Raw genomic sequence first — 16,153 nt, 5'->3', positions numbered from 1 at the left:
GGCTTGTCATGAACGAAATGACCCAAATCCGTGCCGACAGATCCGTACAGACCAGCGATCTCTGGTACAAGGACACCATCATCTATCAGCTTCACGTCAAGGCCTTCGCCGACAGCAACAACGATGGTATCGGCGACTTCGTCGGCCTGACAAGCAAACTCGATTATCTTCAGGAATTGGGCGTCACCACGCTTTGGCTTCTGCCGTTCTATCCGTCTCCAGGGCACGACGATGGCTATGACATCGCCGACTACGGTTCCGTCAATCCGGATTTCGGCACGATGAAGGATTTTCGCCGCTTCATCTCCGAGGCGAAGCGCCGTGGACTTCGGGTGATTACCGAACTCGTCATCAACCACACCTCTGATCAGCACAGATGGTTCAAGCGCGCGCAGCGCAGTCCGCCCGGATCGAGCGCGCGAAACTGGTACGTCTGGAGCGATACCGACAAGAAGTACCAGGGCACGCGGATCATTTTCACCGACACGGAGAAGTCGAACTGGGCGTGGGATGCCGAGGCCAACGCCTATTACTGGCACCGCTTCTTCACACACCAGCCCGATCTTAATTTCGACAACCCGCGCGTGGTCAGAGCCGTCGTTCAGGTCATGAAGCGATGGCTCGACGCGGGCGTCGACGGATTTCGGTTGGATGCCATTCCATATCTGTGCGAGCGCGACGGCACCAACAACGAAAACCTTCCCGAAACACATGCGGTGATCAAACACATTCGCGCTGAGCTCGATTCCTACGCCAAGGGAAAGGTTCTCCTCGCCGAAGCCAATCAATGGCCGGAAGATGTGCAGTCCTATTTCGGCGACGGCGACGAGTGCCACATGGCCTATCATTTCCCGCTGATGCCGCGCATTTATATGGCGATCGCGCAGGAAGACCGGTTTCCAATCACGGACATCCTGCGGCAAACGCCCGATATTCCCGCAAATTGCCAATGGGCGATGTTCCTGCGCAACCATGACGAGCTGACGCTCGAAATGGTGACAGATATCGAGCGCGACTATCTCTGGTCGACCTATGCCGCCGATCCCCGCGCTCGCATCAATCTCGGTATTCGTCGCCGCCTGGCGCCCTTGATGGACAACGACCGGCGCAAGATCGAGCTGATGAATTCGTTGCTGATGTCGTTTCCGGGCACGCCGATCATCTATTACGGCGACGAAATCGGCATGGGTGACAATATCTATCTCGGCGATCGCAACGGCGTTCGTACCCCCATGCAGTGGACGCCAGACCGCAACGGCGGCTTTTCGCGTTGCGATCCGGCTCGCCTCTACGCGCCACCAGTCATGGATGCCGTCTACGGCTACGAGTCCGTCAACGTCGAGGCTCAGTCGCGAAGCCTATCGTCCTTGTTGAACTGGATGAAGAAGCTGATTTCGGTTCGCAAATCCAGCTACGCTTTCGGCCGCGGCACCATGTCCTTCGTACGCTCATCGAATCGCAGTGTGCTCGCTTACATGCGGCAGCACGGCGACGAGGTTCTGCTCTGCGTCGCCAATCTGTCCCGGTCGGCACAAGCCTCCGAACTCGATCTGTCAAACTGGAAGGGTCGCTCGCCAGTCGAAATGCTGGGGCGAACGACATTTCCCGATATCGGCGAGCTGGCCTATCTGATCACGCTTGCCCCCTATGGATTCTACTGGTTTCAACTGACTGAAAAGCCCCCCTCCCCGAACGTCGCGACGGTGATGGTGCCGGACTATGAGACCCTCGTGGTTCCCCTGGGCTCGACCTGGATGTCGCTGGCGCGGACCCGCTCGATCTTCGAGCGCGACGTCCTGCCCTCGCATCTCGCCCGCGCCCGCTGGTTCCCGGAGCGATCGGCCAGCGCCATCACCGCGCGCGTCCCGGCGGCGATACCGCTCATGAAAGATCAGATTTCCCGGCCATGGCTGATGATCTTCGATGTTACCCATCGCGGCCAGTCGGGACGATACGCGATGCCGATCAGGATCCGATGGGACCGGCTTGACCGTCGCAATTTCGATTCCCGAAACATCGCCGCGGTGCGGCAGGGATCGCGCGAAGGAACGCTGATCGACACCGCTCATGAGAGCGACTTGATCGCTGGCATTATCGATGGCCTGCGCCAGCGAGCAAGCTTCGAGGAAGGCGAATTGCTGCTTTCCTACAGGCCCACGGAACGGCTCGCCTCGATTGCGGAGGAGCCGATCTCCAATGTGCGCGCGGTGCAGACCGAACAGTCGAACAGCACCGCACTGGTGGATAACAAGTTTGTCGTCAAGATCTATCGCAAGCTGGAAAACGGCATCAACCCGGAAGCGGAAGTGGGCCGCTTCCTGACCGACGTCGCCGGGTTCGCCAATACGCCTGCTCTGCTCGGCAGCGTGGAATTGACGGGACCCGATGTTCAGGCTGCCGTCGCCATCGTTCATGCCTTTGTCGGCAACCAGGGCGACGCATGGACCGTCAGCAGCGCCGCGCTGGATCGCTTTATCGACGAGCAGCGGCTGGTCGGGGCGAGCGATTCGGTTCCGGCGCTGGAGGAGAAGGCGGCATACCAGCGCTATATGATGCAAACCGGCAAACGGGTCGCCGAAATGCACGTCGCGCTGGCCGGCCACGACGACATCGCGGACTTCCGGCCAGAACCCCTGACTGCTTCGGGCATCGCGCAACTTGTCGATCGGCTGATGGCGCGCGCCGAGAGAACATTCGACCGCCTCGCCCAAGCCAAGCTTTCCGAGTCGGATCAACGTCTTGCCGGCCAACTTCTGAACATCCGTCGGTCGCTGCATGACCAGCTCACGGAACTGCTGCCGCCTTCTATTCAGATGCACAACATCCGGCACCATGGCGATTTTCATCTCGGGCAGATCCTCGTCGTCCGCGACGATATCTTTATCATCGACTTCGAAGGCGAACCCCGCCGAGTTCTTTCCGAACGGCGAATGAAGGCGCCGGCAGCCCGCGACGTCGCCGGCTTGATCCGGTCCATCGACTATTCCGTGACTTCAGCGCAAGAGCGCGCCCTCAAGACTGGAACGGACGACGACGGCCGGCTGGCCTCGGCCTTGTCGGCATGGCGCGATGAGGCGACGCAAAACTTCCTGACGGCCTACCGCGAAGCGATGTCCGATCTCCGGCTATGGCCCCAGGATGAGGACCAAGCCGACAGCACGCTGCGATTCTTCCTGCTCGAGAAGGCCTTTTATGAAATCGACTATGAACTCGCGCATCGTCCCGACTGGCTTCGCGTTGCTTTGAGCGGCGCGCTGCGCGTGCTGCGCCAATAGGAAGCGAGATCGCGCATGACCGAACTGTCTTCCGAAGCCCGCGCCATCGTCGAAGGACGGCATTCCGATCCCTTCCACTATCTTGGCTGTCATCGCGAGAATGACCGCAGGGTGGTCCGCGCCTATCTGCCCGAGGCCTCCGAGGTGCGCGTCGTCGACGAGCACGGCGAAGAGACTGCGCTAATGCGCATTCATGACGCCGGGCTTTTCCTGGGCGACCTGCCGAACGGCGCCGAACGCTACCGTCTCCGCGCGCGCTATGGCGCCGACATGGTCGAACTCGAGGACCCTTACCGCTTTTTGCCGATCCTCAGCGATTTCGATCTCTATCTGCTTGGCGAGGGCACGCATCAGAGGCTCTATGACAAACTCGGCGCCCATCCGATGACAATGGATGGCGTCGACGGCACGGGATTCGTCGTGCTTGCGCCCAACGCGCGGGCCGTCGCCGTCGTCGGAGATTTCAATTTCTGGGACCGACGCCGACATCCGATGCGCGTGCGGGCCAACGGATTTTGGGAATTGTTTATTCCGGGCGCGCGGACAGGCGACCGCTACAAATTCGCGATCACAGACCAGAGCGGTGGCCCGCTGCCGTTGAAATCCGATCCGATGGCTTTTGCCGCAGAAGTGCGGCCGAACACCGCCTCAATCGTATTCGACGAGACCGCGCTTCCTCACCCCACGCCGGCCGCCGCCACGATCAATGCGCGCAACATGCCGATCTCGATCTACGAGGTCCATCTCGGATCGTGGCGGCGTGGCGACGGCAACCGCTGGCTATCGTACCACGAACTCGCGGAAACGCTGCCGCCCTATGCCAACGACCTCGGCTTCACGCATGTCGAATTGATGCCGGTGAACGAGCATCCGTTCGACGGCTCCTGGGGCTACCAGCCCACCGGTCTTTATGCACCGACCAGCCGTTTCGGTCCGCCTGAGGATTTCGCGCATCTGATCGATGCCTGCCATCGCGCGGGACTTGGGGTTTTGCTGGACTGGGTGCCCGGCCACTTTCCCGACGATCCCCACGGGCTCGGCCGTTTCGATGGCACGTCGCTTTACGAACATGCCAATCCCTTGCAGGGCCGCCACCTCGACTGGGACACCCTGATCTACAACTATGGCCGCACTGAAGTCGTCAATTTTCTCGTCGCCAACGCCTTGTTCTGGCTCGATCGTTACGGTGTGGACGGCCTTCGCGTCGATGCCGTCGCCTCCATGCTCTATCTCGATTACAGCCGTCCCGAAGGCGGCTGGATTCCCAACAAGCACGGCGGCCGGGAAAATCTCGAAGCCATCGAATTTCTGCGCCGGTTCAATCGAGAAGTATTCGGACAATTCCCTCACGCCACGACGGTGGCAGAGGAATCGACGGCATGGCCGCAAGTCTCGCGCCCGACCGAGTTTGGCGGCCTGGGCTTCGGCTACAAATGGAACATGGGCTGGATGCACGACACGCTGAACTACATCGGCAAGGACCCGATCTATCGCAAGCACCATCACGGCCAGATCCTGTTCGGGCTGCATTATGCGTTCTCGGAAAACTTCATCCTGCCGCTGTCCCATGACGAAGTGGTGCATGGCAAACGATCGATCCTGGGCCGCATGCCGGGCGATGACTGGCAGCGTTTTGCAAACTTGCGCGCCTATTACGCGTTCATGTTCGGCCACCCCGGTAAGAAGCTGATGTTCATGGGCGCGGAGTTCGGCCAGGAACGCGAGTGGAACCACGATCACGCGCTCGACTGGCATCTTCTCGATCAGACCCGGCACTGGGGCATACAGAATCTCGTTCGCGACCTCAACGCGCTCTATCGCACTCTGCCGGCGCTGCACGAACTGGATTGCGATCCGGCCGGATTCGAATGGATCGTCGCGAACGATGCTGATCGCAGCGTCTTCGCTTGGATGCGTAAGGGCGACAACGGACGGTCACGCTGTCTCGTGGTCGCCAATTTTACGCCTACGGTCCATCGCGGGTACCGCGTGCGCGTGCCCTTCGCAGGCAAGTGGCGCGAAACGCTCAATACCGATTCCGCGCATTACGGCGGTAGCAACCTCGGCAACGACGGTATGGTCGAGACGCTGGGCGGCGTCATCCCCGAACTCAGCCTGACGCTCCCGCCGCTCGCGGTGATCTTTCTGGTGCCGGAATCTGCATGATGAAAATCTCGGAAGGCACACATGTCGGCCTCGGTTCGAACTGGGATGGGCGCGGCACGAACTTCGCGCTTTTTTCGGCACATGCGGAAAAAGTCGAACTTTGCCTGTTTGACAGCCAGGGACGGCGGGAGATCGAGCGCATAGCCCTGCCCGAGCACAATGAGGATGTCTGGCATGGCTACCTGAGCGACGTCGCGCCCGGTCAACTCTACGGCTATCGCGTGTACGGACCCTACGATCCCCCGCACGGGCACCGCTTCAATCCGCACAAGCTGCTGCTCGATCCTTACGCGAAGAAGATCAGCGGACGGCTCGTCTGGAGCGATGCGCATTTCGCCTACCGCACCGGCAGCCCGCGCGAGGATCTGTCCTTCGACCGGCGCGACAATGCGCGCGCCATGCCGAAAGCCACCGTCACCGACGAGACGTTCAACTGGGGCCGACGCGAGCCGCGCCCCAGCATTCCCTGGGAAGACACGATTATCTATGAAGCGCACGTCAAAGGCCTGACCAAGACGCATCCGGATATATCTCCCGATTTGCGCGGCAGCTACCGCGCACTCGCGGCCCCTGCCATGATCAATCATCTGCGCCGGCTCGGCGTCACGACGATCGAACTGCTGCCGATTCACGGCTTCGTCGACGATCGGCATCTCGTCGAGCGTAAGCTGAGCAACTATTGGGGGTATAATTCCATCTCGTTCCTCGCGCCGGAACAGCGTTTCGCGAAGAACGATGCGCTCAATGAATTCCGCATGTCGGTTGCCCGCCTTCACGACGCCGGCTTCGAGGTCATGCTCGACGTCGTCTACAACCACACTGCTGAAGGCAATCACCTCGGACCGACGTTGTCGTTCCGCGGCATCGACAATGCATCCTACTACTGGTTGATGCCGGATAATCCGCGTTATTACGACGACTTCACAGGCACCGGCAATTCGTTGAACCTGACTCACCCGCGCGTGCTGCAGATGGTGATGGACTCGCTGCGGTATTGGGTCGAGGTCTGCCACATCGACGGCTTCCGTTTCGATCTTGCCAGCACGCTGGCACGCGGTCCCCATGGATTCGACCGCAACAGCTCCTTCTTCAATGCGATCCGGCAAGATCCGTCCCTTGCCGCCGTCAAGCTTGTCGCGGAGCCCTGGGACGTGGGCGCTGGCGGCTACCAGGTCGGAGGCTTCCCTTCGCAATGGTCAGAGTGGAACGACCGATATCGCAGCACGTTGCGGCGATACTGGGCTGGCGAAGGAAACCTGATCGGCGATGTCGGCGGCCGCATGACGGGATCGTCCGACCTCTTCAATCATGACGATCGTTCACCCCGCGCGGGCATCAATCACGTCACCGTCCATGACGGATTCACGCTCGCCGATCTGTTTTCCTATAACGAGAAACATAACGACGCCAACGGTGAAGACAATCGGGACGGCTCCAACGACAATCACAGCAACAACTGCGGTCACGAGGGACCGACGGACGATCCCGCGATCGTTGCGCTCCGCCGTCAGCTTCGCAAGAATCAGCTTGCATGCCTGCTGCTTGCCCAGGGCGCCCCGCTTCTCCTCGCAGGCGATGAGATCGGCAACAGCCAGAACGGCAACAACAACGCCTATTGTCAGGACAACGAGATCGGATGGATCGAGTGGAGCGGTCTTGGCCACGAGGGCGACGACATGACCAATTTCGTCGGACGCCTGACCGCAATCCGAAAGCGGTTTGCGCAGATCAGGGCGCGGCATTGGGTCGTTCGCAAGACGGCTGACGGATCCTACGGCGTGCTGTGGTTGACGCCGGAGGGCAACGAGATGACGGACGCCGACTGGAATTTCCCGGAGGGTCGATTCCTGTCCTACGTGCTTGGACCGATGGAGCGCGACGGCGAAGCCCTTTACGTCGTGCTCAACGCCGCGCCGGAGCCGATCGAATTCAGAATCCCGGGCATAGAAGAGCACAAGACATGGTCGGTCGTGCTCCATACCTCCGACGACGAAGCTGAAGGCAGCACGCACCAACCCAACGCGACGATGCAAGCGCCGCCTCGCAGCGTCATCGCGTTCGCGGGCCGGCCATGACAGCCGGCCGCTTCGGCCCCATTCTCCGGCCGGACGGCGCGACGTTCCGGCTTTGGGCTCCGGCGGCTGCCGAAGTGGAAGTCATAACCGACGCTGCGTATCCGATGACAAAAGACGGCGGCGGCTGGTTCATGGCCGACGTGGCCGCGGCCCGGCACGGCACGCGCTATCATTTTCGAATTGATCGCGACCTCAACGTGCCGGATCCGGCATCGTCGTATCAACCCGATGATGTGTCCGGTCCGAGTGTGTTGGTCAATCACGACCGCTTCCCGTGGAAGGCGACCGACTGGCGCGGCCGGCTCTGGCACGAAGCGGTCATTCTCGAATGCCATGTCGGCACCTTCACGCCGGAGGGCACTTATCGCGCAATGATCGGCAAGCTCGATCATCTCGTTGCGACCGGGATCACAGTTCTCGAATTGATGCCGCTGGCCGACTTCGCCGGCACTCGGAATTGGGGCTATGACGGCGTGCTGTGGTATGCGCCCGATCACGTTTACGGCACACCGGACGATCTCAGGGAGTTGATCGATCAAGCCCATCTCCGCGGACTGATGGTCTTTCTCGATGTCGTCTATAATCACTTCGGACCGGAGGGTAATTATCTCGGGCTTTACGCACCGCAGTTCTTCTGCGCGGAAACGCCGTGGGGATCTGCGATCGACTATCGGGTGGCCGAAGTGCGTGCCTTCGCTGCCGACAATGCGCTGCATTGGCTCGGCAACTACCGGTTCGATGGGCTGCGGCTCGACGCCGTGCATGCCCTCGCCGAGATGGGTGAACCGACGGTTCTGAACGATATCAGCCGCGCCGCCGGCGTTCTGGCGCGGCAGAGCGGACGGCATATCCACCTTGTACTGGAGAACGACGATAACCGCGCGGTGCTGCTCGATCCATTGTCCACCATCCCGGATGGAAAGTATCGCGCACAGTGGAATGACGATTACCACCATCTGTGGCATGTCATTCTCACCCAGGAGACGCTCGGCTATTACGGCGACTACGCCACGCAACCTCGCCACCTGCTCGCGCGAACGCTGTGCAGCGGCTTCGCCTATCAGGGAGAGCCTTCCGCCCATCGCGGCGGCCGCCCTCGCGGCGAGCAGATCGGTGCACTCCCGCCCGCCGCCTTCGTGAACTTCCTTCAGAACCACGACCAGATCGGCAACCGCGCATTGGGCGACCGACTCGAATGGAGCGCGGACGCGAAAGCTATCGAGGCCGCGCTCGCAATCACCCTGCTCGCGCCGATGCCGCCGTTGATGTTCATGGGCGAGGAATGGGGAGCGACCACGCCCTTTCCGTTTTTTTGCGACTTCAAAGGCGACCTTGCCGAAGCGGTGCGATCCGGACGGCGCAGGGAATTCGCCGAGGCTTATGAGATGTTCGGGGACAACGTGCCTGATCCCCTTGCGCGGTCAACGTTCGAGTCAGCGGTCCTGGCATGGCCGAAGGACGGTCAATATCCGCCGCGATATGCATTCATCAAGAAATTATTGCGCGTTCGCCATGACGAACTCATGCCGCATCTTGGCAACACAGCGTTCGCCTCCGCCGAACTCCGCCAGAACGATCGCCTGCTCTTGGCATACTGGCGCCTCGGCAATGGTTCACTCCTGCATCTTCGCGCCAACATCTCCGATCACAACGTCACCAACGATGCTTCGCCGATGCGGGGCCGGATGATCTGGGGTGAAGAGCCGCCCGCGCGTTTGCCAGCCTGGTCCGTTTTCTGGTCGATCGGAGCGGTCTGATGGACAGCGCCGTTCCGCGTGCGACCTATCGCCTACAATTTACGTCGCATTTTACTTTCGACGACGCTGCGGCGATCGTTCCATACCTCAAGAGGCTGGGTATCACGCACCTCTATGCATCTCCTTTCATGAAGGCGCGCCGCGGCAGCAATCACGGCTACGACATCGTCGATCACAATGTCATCAATCCCGAACTCGGCGGCGAGGACGGCTTCAACCGGCTGAGCACCGCTTTGACATCTCACGGAATGGGGCTGATTCTCGATTTCGTTCCAAACCACATGGGCGTGCACTATGCCGACAACGACTGGTGGCTGGACGTGCTCGAATGGGGGCCGAAGTCGGCGTTCGCCGAGTCCTTCGATATCGATTGGGACGTTCTTCCCTTCCGCGCCAGGCCGGGACTGCTGCTTCCGATATTGGGGACATCCTACGGCGTTTCGCTCACGCAAGGCGAGATCGAGTTGAAGTATGATCCGCGAGACGGAAGTTTCTCGGCGTGGTATTTCGAACACCGGCTGCCGATTGCGCCGGAACATTATAGCGACATCCTCAAGGCTATCACCAGCGAGCTTCCGCCGGGGCGGCCCCGCGACGATCTGCTTGCCATCGCCGAGCGTTACGGCGGCCGGGATAATCCCGGGCGCAGCCGGGCATCCGCGCTCAAGCGCGACATCGCTGCTATTGCTGGAGGCGCGGCTGCCATCAATCAAGGCCTCAAGGCCTACCGGGCCGGCTCCGACAACCCAGCGCAGACCAAGGCCCTTCACCACCTGCTGGAACGGCAGCACTACAGGCTCGCCCACTGGAAGCTTGCAACCAGCGAAATCAACTACCGGCGATTTTTCGACGTAAACTCGCTGGCCGGACTTCGCGTCGAGAATCGCGACACGTTCGACCGCATTCATGGTCTCGTCCGCCGGCTGATCGCCGAGAAAAAAATACAGGGCTTGCGGCTCGATCATATCGACGGATTGTACGATCCTGCGCAATATTGCAGGCGTCTGGGGCGGCTGATCCGCGACGCGCAAGGCGCAGATCGCCGACCGTTCTATCTGCTGATCGAAAAGATCCTCGGAGATCACGAGGCGCCGCCGCAATTCGCCGGCGTCGACGGCACCACGGGTTACGAGTGCCTGAACGCCATTTCCCGGGTTCTCGCCGACGAAAATGGCCTGGAGACCCTCGACGAAGTCTGGCGTCAGGCCAGCGATACCGCGCCGGCCTTCGATCCGGTATTACGAGCTTCGAAACGACGCGTGATCGAGACATTGCTCGCAAGCGAATTCACCGTGCTCACACGTTTGCTGACCCGCATCGCCGCGGGTCATTATTCCACACGCGACTATTCCGCCGATAGTCTTCGCCAGGCTTTCGAGTTGTTTGTCCTGCATTTTCCGGTTTACCGCACCTACATCACCCAGGCCGGGCCGAGCGAGAGCGAGCGGAAACTCATCTCCGAGACGATCGCCAAAGCGCGGCAGGAGTGGTTCGCGGCCGACGACGGGATTTTTGATTTCCTGCAGGATGCGTTGACGCTCGATCTGCTTGCTCCCGGGAGACCGCCGCATAGCCGTCAGCGAGTTCGCCGGTTCGCGCTCAAAGTCCAGCAGTTCACCGGGCCGACGATGGCCAAGTCGCTCGAAGATACCGCCTTCTATCGTTATCACCGCCTTCTTACCTTCAACGAGGTCGGCGGGAATCCCGCTGCGCCAGCTCTCGATGTCGCCGGCTTTCATCGAAAGATGCTCGATCGCGCCGGGCGCCGGACCCACGGACTGATCGCCACGGCTACCCATGACACCAAGCGCGGCGAGGATGCGCGCACGCGGATTCTCGCACTGACCGAGCTATCGAGCGAATGGGCGAGCATGGTCGGGCGATGGAAGACCTTCAATGCGGGTTTGGTATCTACGAACAACGGCATCCGCAGCCCGTCCGTCGCGGACGAATACATGCTTTATCAGGCGCTGATCGGCGCCCTGCCCTTCGATGATATCGATCACACATTTGTTGCGCGAATGCAGTCCTATGCCGAGAAGGCCTGCCGCGAGGCCAAGCTGCAGACGAGTTGGCTCAATCCTGACGCGGCCTACGAAGCCGGCGTCAGGCAATTTCTGGCGGGCATTCTGGACAAACACCAGTCGTCCGACTTCATTCAATCCCTGAAAACGTTTGCACGCCGTACATCACTGATCGGCGCGCTGAATTCGCTGAGCCAGATCACCCTGAAGGCGACGATTCCCGGAGTTCCGGATTTCTACCAAGGCACCGAACTGTGGGATTTCTCGCTGGTGGATCCGGATAACCGCCGGCCGGTGGACTTTACGGCGCGCGAAGCCATTCTCGACGCGGGATTCGCTGACATGTCAGCTCTCACCGAGAGCTGGACCGATGGCCGCATCAAGCTCGCATGGATACATCACTTGCTCGACATGCGCGCGCGCCATGCGAAAGTCTTCGCTGACGGAGATTTCAGGCCATTGACCGTCGAAGGCACGCATCGTCGCCACGTCATCGCATTTGCCCGCACTCATCGCAGCGAGGCCATCGTCGTCGTCGCGTTGCGACATTTTGCGCCTTTTACCGATTCCGGCATGATGTGGCCGAGCTTTGACAAGCTCGACGCGTGTGTGGATCTCGGCAATCTGACGCTGATCCATCCGGCGGTGATGGACCAGAAACTCGACCTCAAGCGACTGCTCGACCATCTTCCGGTCACCGTTCTGGCAGCACGAGTTTCGACAAGGTCCGAAATTGGTCGCGCGGCGCGGTTAAAACAAAAGTTCCAAAAGCGAAATAACCGCGATACGGTCGAGCTCAAGAGCCACAAGACCGCCAATTGATCGCGTACGAAATTGAGCATTAAACTTTGCGAAATCTAGCAATTCGCGGTTGACCGTGCCCTATCGGCGCAAAACAGATCTGGATGACAGGATGGTCTTCAAACTTTTCCCTAAGCAGGATCGCAACCTTGACGACGATTCGTCGATGCGGGCCAGATCCGATGACGATGGAATCGTTGCAGAGATCAAAAGCGCGATCCTGTCCAAGATCATTCTGGTCGCCGGAAAGGATGTGAAACACGCCAATATTCACGACTGGTATATTGCGACGGCGCTGACGCTACGCGACCGCATCGTCTATCAATGGCTTCAATCCGATCGGTCCGCTCGAAGCAATGGTGACAAGCGTGTCTATTATCTGTCGCTCGAATTCCTGATCGGACGGCTGCTGACCGATGCCCTGACCAACATGTCGCTGATGGAGCCGTTTCGCACGGCGATCGAGGATCTCGGCATCAATTTCGACGAACTGCGCGACGTGGAGCCTGACGCTGCGCTCGGTAATGGCGGCCTGGGCCGACTGGCTGCGTGTTTCATGGAAAGCATGGCAACGCTTGCGATCCCAGCGCAAGGCTACGGCATTCGTTATGAGCACGGACTGTTTCGTCAGATCGTTTCAAACGGATGGCAGGAGGAGTTTCCCGAACAGTGGCTTCTCTCCGGAAACCCCTGGGAATTCGAACGCAGCGACGTGATCTTCGACATCCAGTATGGCGGACGTCTGGACCGCATCGAGCAGCCCGGCAAATCGACCCGCACGCTTTGGATACCGGATGAGATCATTCAGGCGGTTGCCTACGACACGCCGATCGTCGGCTGGCGCGGTCGTCACGTCAATGCGCTCAGGCTGTGGTCCGCACGCGCGGTCGATTCGATGCGTCTCGACACCTTCAACAGTGGCGATCATCTTGGCGCGATGTCGGAGATGGCGCGCGCCGAAGCGATCTCGAAATTTCTCTACCCAAGTGACGAAACGCCGGCCGGCCGCGAATTACGGCTGCGTCAGGAATACTTTTTCGTTTCGGCCTCCCTGCAGGATATCCTCGACCGCCATTTGCATACCGAGGGCGATATCCGATCGCTGCCGTCCCATGCGGCGATTCAACTCAACGATACCCATCCCAGCCTCGCCGTTCCTGAACTGATGCGGCTGCTGGTCGATAAATATCAAATCGGTTGGGACGATGCCTGGGACATCACCACCAGGACAATCTCCTACACCAACCACACCCTGTTGCCGGAAGCGCTTGAAACCTGGCCGGCCGAACTGTTTCAGCGGATGCTGCCGCGCCATCTCGACATCGTGTACCGGATCAACGCAGACCATCTTGCAGCGGCGGAAAAGCATTCGGGAGCCGACAGTCGATTTAGAGCGTCAATATCGTTGATTGACGAAACCGGCGGCCGCCGCGTTCGCATGGGCCATCTGGCTTTCGTCGGCTCCCATCGCATCAATGGCGTCTCAGCGATGCACAGCGAGCTCATGCGCGAGACGGTGTTCGCCGACCTGAACAGCCTTTATCCGGGCCGCATCACCAACAAGACCAACGGCATCACCTTCCGCCGCTGGCTGCATCAATGCAATCCGAAACTTACATCGCTGCTGCGGGATGCATGCGGCGCTGCGGTTCTTGATGAACCCGAGCGGTTGCGAATGCTGGAGCGATTATCGGATGACCGCTCGTTCCAGCAACGCTTCCAGGCCGTCAAGCGGGCCAACAAGATTGCACTCGCCCAGATCATTGCCAGCCGGCTTGGTATCGCCGTCGATCCGTCGGCACTGTTCGACGTTCAGATCAAGCGTATTCACGAATACAAGCGTCAGCTTCTCAACGCGATCGAGGCGGTGGCGCTCTATCAGGATATCCTCGCCAACCCGGACGGAAACTGGACGCCGCGCATCAAGATCTTCGCCGGAAAAGCGGCTGCGAGCTACCGGCAGGCCAAGCTGATCATCAAGTTCATCAACGACATCGGCAATGTGATCAACAACGATCCCGCGATCAGAGGCCTCCTCAAGGTCGTCTTCCTGCCGAACTATAACGTCAGCGCCGCCGAGATCATCGTCCCGGCGAGCGATCTGTCCGAACAGATTTCCACCGCCGGTATGGAAGCTTCTGGAACCGGCAACATGAAGCTCGCACTGAACGGCGCGATCACGATCGGAACGCTGGACGGTGCCAATATCGAAATTCTAGAGCATGTCGGCGAGGACAATATTTTCATTTTCGGCATGAAGGCGGAAGAGGTTGTCCGGCGTCGCGCCGCGGGACTGGACGCCACCGACGTCATCTCGTCGTCGCCGAGGCTGGCCGGCGTGATCGAAGCCATCGAACGCGGCGTGTTTTCGCCGGATGACGTTTCGCGTTTCGCGCCCATCGCACACGCGCTGCGGTTTCTCGACCACTACATGGTGTCGGCGGATTTCGAGGATTACTACCGGACGCAACGCGCCGTCGACACGAAATGGCATAGTCCGGAGTGGACACGCTCAAGCATTCTTAATGTCGCGCGTATGTCATGGTTCTCGTCCGACCGCACCATCCGGGAATATGCCGAGGATATCTGGAATATTCCCTGACATGATAGCACCCTCCCCAAGCTCGATCCAGAAGAGGACGACCTGCTCAGAACGCGCGGTCATGCGCGCCCGGCGCGCGCTGCGCAGGACAATGACGATGCCGCTGTGCTTCGTCGCACATGAAAGTGATTCTGGCGCTGGTGGACAAGACGCTCGCGCGAGGCCGGAAATAGAGAGCTCACCGAACCATTCCCCTGTGACAAACCGTGAATGAACTTGCTTTGGCGGGTTCCGTTGCTTCTGACTAGGGTCCGACAAACACAGCATCAGGAGGCCAAATTGCAAAAACGACTCCGAATATTGGCAACCGCTATGGCTCTCACTGCCGTGGCCGCAATAACAAACGGCCCCGCTCGTGCTTCCATGATCGGCCCACCTCTGGGGCTCGGGCTCAACATGGATGTTAGGCCTCCCGTCGAAGAAGCTCAGTTCTTTTGGGGCGGACACCGCTACTGCTGGTATTGGGATGGCTGGCGCGGACCCGGCTGGTACTGGTGCGGCTATGAATGGCGACGAGGCTTCGGTTGGGGCGGGCCTTCCGGTTGGCGGGGTTGGCACCGCCCGCCGCATCCCCGGCATGGGGTTCATCGGCCCGGACGGCCACCTTCAGGAGTGCACCGTCCTGGAAACCGGCCGGAAGCGGGCAGACCGGGAGGCACTCGACCAGGCGCGAGCAGACCCGGTGGCGGGCGACCGGGAGCCAATCGACCCGGAGGTGGTCGCCCCGGTGGGAGTGCTGGTGGACGGCCTGGTGGTGGTGGCGGCGGCGGACGGCCCTCACGATAACGCTGCAATCCCAGCCACATGATATAAAGCGCGCCTTGGGGCGCGCTTCCCTTGCAACCCCGGAATGCATTTTAAATTGTGGTGGCCTTGGAGATGTTGATGCTGGCGTGTGAATACTCCGTCGGAGCGGAGTGGTTGCGCTTTTCGTCGATGAATTGCTAATATCGTGCTTCAAGAGCACCCGCGCCACCACCCCGCGTTCACTCCGGAACCCCTCCCGCTCCCGCGCATTGCTGGACCTCGGCCATTCAGGGTGCGTTCATGAACCTGACGCTTAACTGATCACGTTGTGATCCCGAAAGCATACTTGCGTTCAGCCCGCCATGCTCGGCGGGCTTTTCGCGTCGCACCTTCCTGCCGGGGTCAACTCCCGATTGCCGACATTGGATCATTTTCCGATCAGCTGAAGCCCGGCGCACGGAAATTTTTCACAAAACAGGGAAATCCAATTTAAGTTTCCGAGCTGAATCGTAAGTGTCCATTTCTCACACCGCTCAATGCGTTTGGCAACTGACGATCGTTGTTCAAAGTGGAGCCAGCCGCCCAAGCAGAGGCTGTTGTATCGACGACGCCCCTTAAGTCCGCCACTAGGGTCCGTACTCAATAAGGATTCCCACGAGCGGGGCTATGTGATTCAAGCTTTCCATGATCTGGGGGCTTGGATGGC

At 60.1% G+C, this 16,153-nt stretch carries 7 protein-coding genes; all 7 read left to right on the top strand.

Annotation, left to right across the window (positions count from 1 at the left end):
• Positions 1–8 precede the first annotated feature (8 nt).
• The 7 genes from treS (at position 9) to BGO16_RS16720 (ending at position 15,508) form a co-directional block, all read left to right on the top strand.
• On the top strand, positions 9–3,275 hold the full coding sequence (gene treS, locus BGO16_RS16750) for a maltose alpha-D-glucosyltransferase (RefSeq protein WP_292620194.1): 3,267 nt from the start codon (positions 9–11) through the stop codon (positions 3,273–3,275).
• A gap of 15 nt (positions 3,276–3,290) precedes the next feature.
• Positions 3,291–5,441, top strand: coding sequence for a 1,4-alpha-glucan branching protein GlgB (glgB, locus tag BGO16_RS16745; protein ID WP_292620193.1), 2,151 nt, complete (start codon positions 3,291–3,293; stop codon positions 5,439–5,441).
• Positions 5,441–7,516, top strand: a complete 2,076-nt coding sequence (glgX, locus tag BGO16_RS16740; protein WP_292620207.1) for a glycogen debranching protein GlgX — start codon at positions 5,441–5,443, stop codon at positions 7,514–7,516. The genes glgB and glgX overlap by 1 nt, the downstream gene beginning before the upstream one ends.
• The gene (treZ, locus tag BGO16_RS16735; RefSeq protein ID WP_292620192.1) at positions 7,513–9,273 is read left to right on the top strand and encodes a malto-oligosyltrehalose trehalohydrolase; all 1,761 of its coding nucleotides are present in this window, start codon (positions 7,513–7,515) and stop codon (positions 9,271–9,273) included. Before glgX ends, treZ begins: the two co-directional genes overlap by 4 nt.
• Positions 9,273–12,119 carry a malto-oligosyltrehalose synthase gene (treY, locus tag BGO16_RS16730; protein WP_292620191.1) on the top strand — a complete coding sequence of 949 codons (2,847 nt, stop codon included), beginning with the start codon at positions 9,273–9,275 and terminating at the stop codon, positions 12,117–12,119. The genes treZ and treY overlap by 1 nt, the downstream gene beginning before the upstream one ends.
• Before the next feature lie 91 nt (positions 12,120–12,210).
• Positions 12,211–14,700, top strand: coding sequence for a glycogen/starch/alpha-glucan phosphorylase (locus BGO16_RS16725; RefSeq protein WP_292620190.1), 2,490 nt, complete (start codon positions 12,211–12,213; stop codon positions 14,698–14,700).
• A gap of 502 nt (positions 14,701–15,202) precedes the next feature.
• Positions 15,203–15,508: a hypothetical protein gene (locus tag BGO16_RS16720; protein WP_292620189.1), complete on the top strand. Its 306-nt coding sequence runs from the start codon at positions 15,203–15,205 to the stop codon at positions 15,506–15,508.
• Positions 15,509–16,153: the final 645 nt, after the last annotated feature.

The organism is Nitrobacter sp. 62-23 (assembly GCF_001897285.1).
In the GTDB taxonomy this organism is placed as follows: Bacteria; Pseudomonadota; Alphaproteobacteria; order Rhizobiales; family Xanthobacteraceae; genus Nitrobacter.
Note: the sequence above shows the minus strand (reverse complement) of the source record. Positions and strands in the feature narration are given on the sequence as shown.